Here is a 12,917-nt window from a genome sequence, read left to right as displayed (position 1 = left end):
TTAAAAGCTAGGAGTTCTGAGTATGTTACGTATGCCTCTCCAATAAGCTCTAAGTGGAATTTGATAGACTTCAATCAAAAGCCAAACAATAATTGCTGAATGGGATATGAAGGTTAATCCTGTCCAGATATAAGGTACCCAAGATAAGGGAGTATCTGGACGGGGAGGGAAATAGTAAGCTACTATTCCAATGAGGGCGGTGGGGAAGAGTATAAATGCAACTGCTGCTAGCACATAGCTCCAGCCAAATTCTACACCCTCTACATGAGCTTGCGTCCAGTTAAAGCCGTTCCAACGCCAAATCAGTGGGGGTTGTCTAGAAGGCATCTTTATCTGCTGCTCCTCTATATTAACGCTAAAGATCTGCTGGCAGAAGTCACAAGACATAGCCTCCATTAGAGGCATATGAGTAATTTTGCCTACGCGACAGACTGGGCAGGGATAGACGTCCTGACCGTTGAAAGATGAGGCTAAGATTTTGGGACTGGGCATAATCAAACTTGGTAGTCTTGATCAAATAATGATAGAGATATGGAAAAGTGGTAATAGGGTATTATCGGTATTTTTTTCTTTATGACTTATAAATCTAGTACAACAAGCCAAAAGTAAAAAGTAAAAAGTAAAAATTACAAAAAAAAGATTAAGGATGTGTAAGTTTATCCAAAAGTTTACTTGCAGTTTCTTTCCCTCTGTTTGTAGCTTATGACTTGAGGTAGTAATCATTATATTCATTGCGGGAGTACAGTAAAAACACGATTAAAATCAACATGATGGCATGATATAATACCCAATCTCTCAACAAAAAATAACACTCTATGTTATCAAAAAGCGATAATAAGCGGAGAATATCTAACTATATCAAGGAATTTATCTCCTGGCCTTGGTTCTGTCTTATTCTTTTTTTAACAGTCACTTTTTCCACCATTGCCTTTGCTCAAATAACAACAAATCCTATTCCTGATCCAATTGTAAAGTCAGGTCTTGCCGTGGGATTGCAAGAAATTGTAAAAATTCCTGATAGTGGAAGTGCAGATCAGCCATCTGCTCAATTGAACTTGCTCGCTAACGCTAAGGATGGCAGTGGGAGGTCATTCGTAAACGATACCCACGGTAAGCTATATATCATTATCAATGGTGTTGCTAGCGTTTATTTGGATCTGAAAAGTGTTGTAGGCGCAGGATTTCGTGACAATAGTCAACAAGGATTTTCATACTTTGCCTTCCATCCGCAATTTGCCACGAATGGGTTATTTTACACAGTGCATGCTGAAAATAAAGATACCGGAACACCTGATTTTCCAGTTATAAAGACAGTTGTTGATAACAATAAGAATGTTATAGCCAGTTCTCATCACGATGTAATTCGTGAGTGGACTGCTAGTGATCCTACCGCAAACACTTTTTCTGGAACATTTCGGGAACTGATCCGTATTGAACAACCTTATGGAGATCACAACTTAGGACAACTGGCTTTTAATCCTAATGCTAATCCTGGTGATGCAGATTATGGGATGCTCTACATTGCAACAGGTGACGGCGGAAGTGATGGCTTTCCTGTAGGGAGAACCGATCCTCTCGATAATGCACAGGATCTAAGTACACCACTGGGAAAAATTCTCCGGATTGATCCTCTCGGTAATAATAGTGCTAATGGAAAATATGGCATTCCTTCCGATAACCCTTTTGTAAATAGTGGGAACTCAGCAACGCTGGGTGAAATTTGGGCTTATGGGCTGCGTAATCCTCATCGTTTCAGCTGGGATACAGGTGGCGATGGTAAAATGTTGATTTCGGATATAGGTCAGGCTTTTATCGAAGAAGTGAATCTCGGAAAGAAAGGAGCTAATTATGGTTGGCCAGATCGAGAAGGTACTTTCTTGACCGATAGAAACAATATAAACGTTATTTTTCCATTACCTGCTAATGATGTTGATTTTAACTACACCTACCCTGTGGCTCAATATGAGCATGATATACCCCCGGATGCTGTGGGATTTTATGGGATCGCGATCGCTGGTGGTTTTGTATATCGAGGTAGTGTCATTCCTGAACTAGTCGGTCAGTATATTTTTGCTGACTTTGCTAATGATGGTCGATTTTTTAATGTTCCTGTAGATAACCTAATTGATGGTCAACAGGCAACTATTAATGAGCTCCGATTGTTTGATGGTACTCAGGAACGGTCTTTTCTACAAATAGTCGGGAACAGTCGCTCAGAAGCCCGATTCGGAATAGATGAGCAAAGAGAACTCTACGTAACATCTAAGAGCGACGGCAAAGTTAGAAAAATAGTTTCTTCTGGACAGTCGGGTTAAGATGGGCATGGGGCATAGGGAATGGGGCATGGGGCATAGGGAATGGGGCATGGGGCATAGGTTGATAGAAATTTCAAAGTCCATAATCACGGGGGTCTTGACAGAGATGATTCTCTGTGTTAGCCTTCAGGGAAGGTATAATTACATTAAATCATTCATTAAAGCAGAGCGGCGAAAAAATGTTCAATAATTATTCTTATTTTTATTTTTGGTATAGGGCGGTTCACTGGGAGTGAATTAAATTTCCACATGGAAATCGCCCAGTGAACCGCAGACTAAGTTCTGCGGTTTTGTTTTTTAAGGAGCAAATTTTATCGTGATGACTTATTTAAGCAACTGGTTTTATGGTTTTTACTTTTGGAGCCCTCATTCCGGGTAAATAGCGTCATGCCGATAAAACGCTACAGCCCGGAACAAAAAAGGTTCCGGGCTTTTTTGTTAGTTCTATTTCTTTCACCTGACACCCATCACCTAATTCTTAAGGAGAATCTAGTCATGATCAACGCTAAATTAGCTGCCAAATCCCATCCTCACAGTCAGACAATTGTAAATATCTCTGAAGAAATCGCGTGTGGCGGTAACGAACTGGTAATTATTGGTGGACCATGCGCTGTTGAAAGTCGCGAACAAATGGAGATAGTTGCCCAAATGCTATCAACTGCTCCTATTCATGCTCTACGCGGTGGTGTCTACAAACCCAGAACCTCTCCCTACGCTTTCCAGGGAATGGGAGAGGAAGGACTAGAAATTTTAGCAGGAGTGCGATCGCGCTACGGTTTCCCAGTCGTTACCGAAGTCATGTCAGTTTCACAAATTGAATCAGTCGCTACCCATGTTGATATGCTTCAAGTAGGTAGCCGCAACATGCAGAACTTCGATTTACTGAAAGCTTTAGGGCAGGTAAGCAAACCGATACTTCTCAAACGTGGATTAGCAGCAACAATAGAAGAATTCGTTATGGCAGCCGAATATATTTTAAGCCACGGAAATCCGAATGTAATTCTGTGCGAGCGAGGTATTCGGAGCTTCGATAGTTACACTCGTAACGTGTTGGATCTAGCAGCAGTAGCCGCACTCAAGCAAATAACTCACCTACCGGTGATTGTAGATCCTTCCCACGCAGTAGGTAAGCGAGAACTGATAGCACCTGTGGCTAAAGCGGCTGTCGCTTGTGGCGCAGATGGACTGATTATTGAGTGTCACCCAGAGCCAGAAAAATCAATCTCCGATGCACGTCAAGCACTTTCTTTAGAAGATATGGTCAATTTAGTTCATGATTTAGAACCTGTAGCAGCAGCAGTTGGTCGCAGTATATCTAAAACAGTTGGGGTGGGTTGCAAATCCACCCCTATTTATTGTGCAGCTTAGTCAACTTTGATTTTATGGGACAGGGAACCGTATAGCCCTGTCTCACTGAATATTAAGGGAAAATCCTACCGTACAAGCTATTGAGCTATTATATAAGAAAATAGTTTACAAATCTTAATAATGACTGTAAATACACAACAGCTACCAACCTCATTTGAGAGTCTTTTTTGGAATTGGCAGGGTCACAAAATTAAATACACTGTTATGGGTACTGGCAAACCCTTAGTGTTGGTACACGGCTTTGGTGCTTCTATTGGACATTGGCGAAAAAATATTCCTGTTTTAGCAAATGCTGGTTACCGAGTTTTTGCTATTGATCTGTTAGGGTTTGGTGGTTCGGCTAAACCGCCGCTAAAATACAGTTTACAATTATGGGTCGAATTGCTCAAGGATTTTTCCGTAGCAAATATTAAAGAACCCGCAGTATTTATCGGCAATTCCATTGGCGCACTAATAAGCTTAATGGTAGTGGCAGAACATCCAGAAATTGCTGAGGGTGCGGTTTTAATTAACTCTGCTGGTGGTTTAAGTCATCGTCGTAATGAACTTAACCCCGCACTAAGCATTGTTATGGCAGCATTTAACGGCTTAGTTCGTCATCCCATTACAGGTAAATTTTTCTTTGACCGGATCCGCCAAAAATCCCAAATTCGCCGTACCTTGTACCAAGTGTATCGGAATCCAGAAGCAGTGACAGATGAACTGGTTGATTTACTTTATGCTCCATCTTGTGACCCTGGAGCACAGCAAGTTTTTGCCTCTGTCATCGCAGCACCACCTGGCCCAAGTCCAGTAGAATTGTTACCTAAAGTTGAAAGTCCATTGTTAGTTATTTGGGGTGAGGCTGATCCTTGGACGCCAATTACTGGGGCGCAAATTTACGCTCAAGCGCGGGAGAATGGTAAAGATATTAAAATCATTCCTATTCCTAATGCTGGGCATTGCCCTCACGATGAAGTACCAGATATTGTGAATCGACACATTGTGGAGTGGTTAGACCAGGATTAATTATTCTAGGGCGTGTCAAACGGAAAGCTGTAACGCACTAATCGCTCATAAATGGTGCGTTACGGCCAGACGATAATATTATATGTGCCAAGTTGGCAACAAAGCTATTACGGGGTCAAGTATTGTATTCTTCAATCGGTCTTACGTAAAGAGCAGCAGCTTGTTTTACTCTCTTGTTGTGCTTTCTGCGTACATGAATGCGTTATCTATTCAATAGATACGAAAAATGTACTCTATGCCGCTAAGCGAAACAACTGAAAACAAATTGCAGAAACATAAAAAATCTATATCTATCTATCGATAGATATTATTTTTCATGTGCCATGTAAGCCCAAAGTCATTCAACTTCATTCCGTAATACGCAATGAAAAAAAATTATCCTGCTATTGGCTTAGTTAGGAGACTATACGTCTTCAAAGCGAAGCTTCCCTTACTGATCTGTGTATTTTTTATTAGTTTTTGTAGTATAGTTTTATCCAATGTTTTGACAACAAGTCAAAAAACTTTCGCCCAGATTAATCTCCTACAACCTGCACCGACTCAACCGTTAGGATATTACGATTATTTTGGCAAACTGCTTAGTCCTCAAGAAGCGTCAGAACTCGTTACAAGTAAAGGACTTAATCCTAAAGACCCCGTTTCTTACAAGAGAGTCGGAGCAGTTGAAATCACTCAAGAATTAATCGCAAAAGGTGAAGATATATTTCTCAACCGTAAAATTGGTGACACATTCGGTTTGCAAGGAGTATTCGGTCTTGGACAAGGTATAAATTTGCTCTCAGACGAATTTACTGTAGCAATTTCCAAATTGCAAGGTCAGCCGACGACAAATTTACAAATTACTCTTCAAAAAGATATTACCTTAGGTAGTCGGACTTTTCCCAAAGGAACTGTTATCAACACAGGCTTAAAAATCGAAAAAGGGAACACTACCCCGTTGGGATCTGTACCAAATGGCAACATTACTTGTGCATTATGTCATGCTAGTGTTTCAAAGGAGGGTAAACGTCTTGTAGGGGTTGCCAATAGTGAAATTGCCTTTCCCTTGTTTCTCGCTTTGGCACCAAATTCGGCTTCTGGATTTTCACGTACAAAAATCAATCCCCTAGATCCACAATATCAAGGTAATGGCAAAACGATTATTGACAGCCAAGGTAATTTAGTAAAATTACCAGATCCTGAGAAGTTTGAGAAAGCTTTTGATGATATATTACTAGACTTACCTTTTGGTAACTTCGAGAGTTCAACAGACGGCATTAAAAATACCGCCCAGATTCCCAACGTTTTCACGTTTAAGAGTCACCCTTATGGCTGGTCTGGAGAGAGCGGCGCTCTTGGTCCGTTTGGAGGATTGAGTGCTTTTAACAATGCTGTTCACTCCTCAGAAATTAATGTTCTAGCATCTTCACAGCTTATTGCAAAAACTCTTGGCATTGACCCAGAAGTTTATATTGGTACAAGCATTCAGAACTCTGCCGATCCAAGATTACGTTTACCGGAAGGAGTTACAGTAAAACCCTCAGAGTGGTTGCGGACAATTGCACCAGATATTGCAAAGGCAGAATTAGAAGACCAAGTTGTTGCTCCTGGTAGCGGAACTTATCCAAACCTGCAACCCAGCCTTTTTACATTCAATGGCTTGATTTTCAGCCCTAATACTGGAAACTCAGATGATGTTGCTAGTGGGACTTTTCTCTTTGCTAACAATGCCATGTCTGCTTTCCAAAATAGCTTAGTACCGCCTGCCAATCGGACTTCGGAAAATCAGGAAGCATTGAAGAATAATTCTGTTGAGCGGGGGGCAAAAGTTTTTGAGAAAGCCAATTGTGCAGTTTGTCATATTCCACCCTTCTTTACCGACAATAAAATTCATCCCCTTGAGCAAATTCGTACGAACCCAGCGCGTGGTCAGTCCCGCTTAGCACTGAATAACTTGTTAGTGCCACCAAAGCTATACACTTTTGACACTTCTGTTCCCGTACCTGATAACGCTGAAGTCCTAAATATACCAACGGATGGCATCTCTGATAGTCCCACAACCTTACCCAAAGAGATCTTGCCGAATGGTGCTTACAAAACGCCTTCCCTACGTGGTCTTTATTTGAGTGCACCATATTTGCATGATGGTGGCGTAGCAGTACGAGCCGGAAGTCTTGAAGTTCGTCCAAATGGCAGCTTTACTGTTGTTGATCGAAATGGTTTAGGATTGAATGGCACTCTCAGTCAAGGGATACCAGCGGATGCTGCTAGTAGCTTGCGTGCTTTGGTGGATCGTGATCTTCGTGCTTTAGTTGTGCAAGCCAACAAAGCTAACCCTGGTTTAGTGAGTAGTAACGTTGATGGTACAGGTCATGAATTTTATGTCGATAGGCAAGCTGGATTTAATCCTAAAGAGCAAACAGATCTCATCAATTTTCTGCTCGCACTTGATGACAACCCTGGTAGTTTCTAGGTAAAGAAGAATTCAGGAGTCAGGAGTCAGCATGAATTCTGACTCCTGTCTTCTGACTCCTTTTTATAATTGATTCATTTTGGTGGCAGCACGTTGTCCTCGAACTCACCTAGTACATTACCAGCAGGACTATATCGACAGACCGTATAGTATGCATTGTAAGTAATCCCGTTTACGGTTTTAGCTCCTTCTGCATAACCGCAGCCTAATGTCGTAGTGTTCTTCCAGACTACTTGAGTAAAATGTCCAGTAGCTGAACTAAACGTTGGGTTGTTGTAGTCATAGTTTGTTATCTCACCATACCAGCGATCAACTGCTTGTTTGGCAACCTGATCTGCCTCATAGCTTCGTGTGGTGTAAACGACGTATAAGTTCTCTCCGGCACCATTGCGCTCTTGAGAAGAACTGTGCTGAAGCTTTCCGAGTTCAAGCAAATGTTCCGCCCATTGTTGAGAGCCTGCGTTCAACTCGTCAGTTTCTGGTGCTAAGGTTAGAGGGTTGATAGGATGAAGAGCTCGCTTAGCATTATGTTCGTTCAAAGCCTCAGACCGAAACTTTGTTAACTGGTCGGCTGTTTGCCCCAAAGCGATGCCATTACTAAACATTCCCAATGGAACAATAGTCGCTAAACATGACACAGTTATCTCAAGGAATCGCTTTTGATTTGCACGAGTGATCATAAGCACGTCTAAAGAAGCTATTTTGTGTTTTTACGAAATCTTGTGAATAACACTGCTAAAACGGTTCAGATTTGAACAGTCAGATAGTGTTATTCCTGGGTTGACTTAGAGTTTGTAAGTCTTGTATGTCAATTCCAAATGCGATTATGTCAATTTCAAATGCGATCGCGTTAGCGCAGCGGCGTTGGCGCAGCCTTTCCGTTAGCTGATATCTTGCACCATTCTGAATCAGCCCGATATCCCGCCCTACACTTAAGTGCAGGGCTAATAGCTTAAGTCCATTGAAATGGACTGAAATTCTTGATCAGTCCTCTTGAGAGGACTTTAGCTATCAGCCAGCGATTTAAATCGCTGGCTGGGTGGCTGACAGCCCAGGTGCAAGATATCAGTTAGGAGAAGCGCTGATCGCACGCGAGCGGTCATGTATTGACTCGCTGCTGTGTAATACTTCGATTCCAATTCAAGCTTGATTGATGTTGAGTCCTAGCACCCTCGACAACAACACCATTGCAAGTATGACTAATGATACTCGCAATATTATGAGTGAAAATTACCATTTGCCTCTTCTCCTTTTACCTAAGTTGGTTGAAGCTCATATTGATGAGTCTTCTTAATCCACGTAGGTAGAGGCTAAACCCTGAAAAATGACTTTTGATTCCGAGTTACTTCACACCCCGTATAGGATGCGAGATTTTGTCTAACCGAAGCGAAGGTTAGCTAACTTACACTTGTAAGAATTGCTCAATAATTTTCTTCGCTAGAAATTTAATTGTTGATAACATACGATAAGTCAAAAGCTTTCACGATGTCAATGCGTAAATTAACGTAATTTTAGCATCATAATATGGTGGGTAGATAAGAATAATACCTGAGTAGAGAATAGTAATACCTAGTTTCTCTTTTTCGATTAAAAATCAATCAATATAGTCTAGCTTAGGGTGAAGATTCTCGTATACTAGACACCATCACTACGAACCCTCGATGTTTAGGTTTTCTATTAGCTAACTGAACTTCAAAACTTACCTTTTCTCTCATTTCACCACTTCTGATTTCCAAAGTCCAGTGGCCAGGTTGTAAATTCCAAAATAAAGAATTGGTTGACTGTGTAGCTAATTTTTGATTGTTCAGCCACCACTCTACGGGTTTTGTCTGTGTACCTGTTAGTTTAAATTCTAATTTTTCATGTCCCAAAGCAGGGTTATTAACTAGGAATAAATCGCCGTTATGAGGAGATACAATTTTCAATTTGTTAGAACTAAAATTAAATTGTGAACTCGCTAACGAGTTCTGATTCTTTCCAGATAGATGTTCATAGTCTACTTTGTGTTCTGGAGAGAAATATTCCTGTACTATTGATGTACAATCTGGTGTAGGTCGCAACCCAGAATTCACGCAGATAGGTAGTTGTATCATCCCTTCTGGAGGTGGAAAATCTGCGGGTTCTTGATGCTCGTGCAAGTGTAACATAATCCGATTCCACAAAGGTGCAGCCCCGGTAACTCCAGAAACTTGTTGCATTGGTTGACCATCGAAATTACCTACCCAGGTAGCGACAGTGTAATCGGTAGTCCATCCCACTGTCCAAGTATCACGAAAATTCGAGGAGGTTCCAGTTTTCACAGCAGCAGGAAACGGTAAACTTAGCACTGAATCTACACCAAACGCTGTTGCACGCGCATGGCGATCGCTCAACATATTCGTAATCAATTCCCATGTCGTCCGATTTTCAACCTTAGTGGTAGGTGTGGTTGCAATTTCTCTTCGAGACAATGTTGTTACTAAGGGGATAGCTTCTCCCAATCTTGCCATAGAAAGGTAAGCCCTAGCTAATTCCCATAAACTGACTTCACCACTTCCTAGAGTCAACCCTAAACCATAATATTCTGCAGAGTGAGACAGGTGCGTAAATCCTAAATCATGAAGGCGATTCAAAAAAGTCTGCACCCCTACCTTTTCTAACACCCGCACCGCTGGAACGTTAAGAGAATTTGCTAACGCTACACGTACCCGCACAGATCCGAGAAAACTGTGGCTATAATCTGTAGGACTATACAGTTTCGCTCCAGGGATTGCATAGTGAGCAGGCTCATCTACCAAAATTGTATTAGGGCGAATCACGTCTTTTTCTAAAGCTAATTGATAGAGAAACGGTTTGAGAGTAGATCCTGGTTGACGTAGCGCCTGTACTCCATCATTGCGTCCTAGCGTTTCTTGATCAAAGTAATTTGGTGAACCGACGTAAGCCAAAACTTCTCCAGTATGGTTATCAATCACTAAAGCGGCAGCATCGTGAACATTATTGCTGGCGAGGGTAGAAATAACTTGCTGTACTTGTGCTTGGACAAACTCTTGCAAAGGACGATCTATAGTAGTGCGGATTGGAGCGAGTTGAGGTAGTGGTAACTGAGTAGCTAGCCAAAACAAAAAGTGTGGTGCTTTAATTGAGAATTGGCGAGCTTGAAATGTAATTTCTTCAGTAAATGCTCGTTCTGCTTGAGATTGAGTGATATACCCATCAAATACCATACGATTAAGCACGTATTTTTGGCGCTGCTTCAAACGTTGATAATGATCGTAAGGATTGAAGTATGTGGGATTGTTGGGAATAGCAGCAAGAATGCTAGCTTGAGAAAGATTCAAATCACTAGCAGGTATGGAAAAATAAGTACGAGCGGCTGCTTCAACGCCGTAGATATTCCCACCCATTGGTAGACGGTTAATATATGCGCCAAGGATTTCATATTTGCTCATTCCGGCTGCTAACCGCCAAGATAGCCAAATTTCCTGAAGTTTACCTGATATGGTGCGTTGCTGTTGAGCTAACATCCGTGCTAATTGCATGGTGATTGTCGAAGCACCAGAAACTATTGTTTTTGCGTGGATTGCTTGGTTGAGTGCGCGCGCGATCGCCTTTACATCCAGCGCACCATGTTTGTAAAACCTTCCATCTTCAGCGGCTAAAATAGCATGAATAAATTCCGGAGAAACCTGATTTAGCGGTATAACTGCTGTATGTTCTTGGTCGCGTGTCAGTAATGTGCCTAGTGGTAACCCATTGCGATCTGTAAATTCAAGCGCTAGCTGTTGTTGTGCAATATCTGCAACTTTAATGGGGGCTAAATAGGGAAGTAAGCGGACTGTCACGCACATCAGTAGCAAAGCCAACAGTACTTTACAGAATCTATGATTCCTTCGATACCACATTTTCTGCTGTTGAATTTGAGGTTTTTTCAAGTTTTGTCCGTAATAGGTTTGATTTACAACATTTAAGCAGAAAGCCCACGTTGGTTAGACTGTTCTGGATTTAGAACAATATTAACCGAGGTGTGGGGAAGCACTGTGCGTTCGCTTATTTTGAGATCCGAAGGGGAATTAAAGCCTTAATGTAAAAGGATAAAAGAGATTTCTACGTGAATCGTTATTTTCATGTAAAATTTGTGACTATCATAAAAGGCTTTCAGAGGCGGTTATTTTAGCCGTAGGCATACGATAAATCATAAAATGACCAAAAGCTCTATGGGACTAAAAATGCCTAAATCCATTGCACAGCCTGAATTACAAGCCCCGTAAGGCTTAATTAAATCTTGCGGTTAAAAATGAGCGAACGTACAGGAAGCAAGCTACCAAAAACGTCTTTCTGTAAAAATGCGCCGTTTACATAAACTTGCGAGGAATACAGTTTTTCCTGCGCCTGATGCTCCTAATGTCATAATTTTGAATTCTTTCATATCACAATTACTCTATTGCTTCTGTTTTCAAATTTAAAAACACAAACATTCTTAATAAAGATTTCGGCTGGGGAAATATTTTCAGAAACATAAACGTTAAATTTGATCCATTTATGACTATAAGAAAAGGCTCAAAAAATAAATATAATTGCGTTCCAGACTCTCATTAAACTTTCTTAGTGTCTATCTGCTGGCTCAGAGTTCGGGGTTTCAACTTTCAAGTTGTCCCCCTGCTTACTCACTGAAAAGTCAGGCTCACTTTTGCTACTTTGAGCAAGACCAGCAGCACCTGCAATTGCTGTTCCTGCAAGTCCAAGCCCCGCAGACCATTTGGCATCAGTGATTTTTGGGGAGACTAAAACAGCAACACCAATGACCGCTCCAATAGTTGCCAGAAACATGGGGGTTATAGCTCGAATTAATTCTGGAGTAAGAGATTTCATAAAGGTAAGTTATAGAAGTGGTTTTGTTCGTAAGGTAAATACACAGCGTCTAATTCCAATTCCAGAATCTAGGACCAATTTTTTTCTAGAAATTTTTGTCTATAGTTGAATGGCACTAAGAAAACCTGAAGCACTTATAAAAGGGAGCATCCCAATTTAGAAAAAACATATTATTCGCGAGATATAATCGCGAATAAAAAGGGCGTTTCAATCCTCAAGTTCAACTTGTTCATGCTCAGAGCCAGAACTAATATCTAGCAAGCAATCATCAAGGGTATCAATAACTTTTTGGATCTCATCATTAAATTGAACGAATAGCGTTCAGATTAAACCCAAATAAGCGTAAAAAACTACAATTGGCTTTGATTGATGCTTTTCCGACTTCAGCATCCATATACCAACTGGTATATAGATGCTGAAGCGCCCGCGCTCTATAGGGAATAAGTTTATATTAAAGAGCGGGTGTGCTTCATTAGCGGGATCCTAGCCCTTGTAAGGCTTTGAGCAAAAATCCTTAGTTAATTTCGGGGCGGCACTGGGGGGCGGCCTGAGGGGAATTTATCATCATCTAGATCGGTCATTTCCCATCTAGTGCCAGTAAAAACTCCATCTGTACCAGGTGCCAGTCCAACAGATCCCTCTCTTGTTCTACCATCTAAGAATCTAGGACCTTCTACATCTCCCAAGCACTTAAGCGTAACGACTCGATTAAACATGAATTTATTTCTCCTTTTGAATTGAAATAGAGGTTTCATATATCCATCAAACACTGTTGCTAACTGAGTTCGAATCTGAGAATTACTGACTTATTCCTGATTTGTGAGTACTTTTGTTATGACTTTTGTGGTAAAATATGAGACTCTGCTTTCAAGGGAAAATCAATATCGTTTTTGAAGATAAAACTATTACATTTTAGATAAGTA

At 41.1% G+C, this 12,917-nt stretch carries 9 protein-coding genes; 4 read left to right on the top strand and 5 right to left on the bottom strand.

What is annotated here, in order from left to right; genetic code table 11:
• Complete coding sequence (locus G4P69_RS14435) at positions 1-492, bottom strand: hypothetical protein (RefSeq protein ID WP_208344740.1); 492 nt, start codon at positions 490-492, stop codon at positions 1-3.
• 323 nt (positions 493-815) lie between these two features.
• On the opposite strand from G4P69_RS14435, the gene G4P69_RS14430 reads away from it, so the two are divergent.
• The 4 genes from G4P69_RS14430 (at position 816) to G4P69_RS14415 (ending at position 7,143) form a co-directional block, all read left to right on the top strand.
• Positions 816-2,315 carry a PQQ-dependent sugar dehydrogenase gene (locus G4P69_RS14430; RefSeq protein ID WP_208344741.1) on the top strand — a complete coding sequence of 500 codons (1,500 nt, stop codon included), beginning with the start codon at positions 816-818 and terminating at the stop codon, positions 2,313-2,315.
• A 495-nt stretch (positions 2,316-2,810) separates the two neighbouring features.
• A complete protein-coding gene (gene aroF, locus G4P69_RS14425; protein ID WP_208344742.1) occupies positions 2,811-3,683 on the top strand; it encodes a 3-deoxy-7-phosphoheptulonate synthase in 873 nt (290 codons plus the stop codon).
• Between the two features lie 120 nt (positions 3,684-3,803).
• On the top strand, positions 3,804-4,691 hold the full coding sequence (locus tag G4P69_RS14420) for an alpha/beta fold hydrolase (RefSeq protein ID WP_208344743.1): 888 nt from the start codon (positions 3,804-3,806) through the stop codon (positions 4,689-4,691).
• A gap of 364 nt (positions 4,692-5,055) precedes the next feature.
• A complete protein-coding gene (locus tag G4P69_RS14415) occupies positions 5,056-7,143 on the top strand; it encodes a di-heme oxidoredictase family protein (protein WP_208344744.1) in 2,088 nt (695 codons plus the stop codon).
• A gap of 74 nt (positions 7,144-7,217) precedes the next feature.
• On the opposite strand, the gene G4P69_RS14410 is transcribed toward G4P69_RS14415, so the two are convergent.
• The 4 genes from G4P69_RS14410 to G4P69_RS14395 all read right to left on the bottom strand — a co-directional run bounded on the left by G4P69_RS14410 (position 7,218) and on the right by G4P69_RS14395 (position 12,710).
• A complete protein-coding gene (locus G4P69_RS14410; protein WP_208344745.1) occupies positions 7,218-7,823 on the bottom strand; it encodes a CAP family protein in 606 nt (201 codons plus the stop codon).
• Between the two features lie 933 nt (positions 7,824-8,756).
• Complete coding sequence (pbpC, locus tag G4P69_RS14405; protein WP_208350460.1) at positions 8,757-11,027, bottom strand: penicillin-binding protein 1C; 2,271 nt, start codon at positions 11,025-11,027, stop codon at positions 8,757-8,759.
• A 700-nt stretch (positions 11,028-11,727) separates the two neighbouring features.
• Positions 11,728-11,994, bottom strand: coding sequence for a hypothetical protein (locus tag G4P69_RS14400; protein ID WP_208350434.1), 267 nt, complete (start codon positions 11,992-11,994; stop codon positions 11,728-11,730).
• A gap of 518 nt (positions 11,995-12,512) precedes the next feature.
• Entirely contained in the window at positions 12,513-12,710 is a 198-nt protein-coding gene (locus G4P69_RS14395) for a hypothetical protein (protein WP_208350433.1), read from the bottom strand.
• Between the last annotated feature and the right edge of the window lie 207 nt (positions 12,711-12,917).

The sequence above is a fragment of the Aetokthonos hydrillicola CCALA 1050 genome (assembly GCF_017591665.1).
Lineage (GTDB): Bacteria > Cyanobacteriota > Cyanobacteriia > Cyanobacteriales > Nostocaceae > Aetokthonos > Aetokthonos hydrillicola.
Note: the sequence above shows the minus strand (reverse complement) of the source record. Positions and strands in the feature narration are given on the sequence as shown.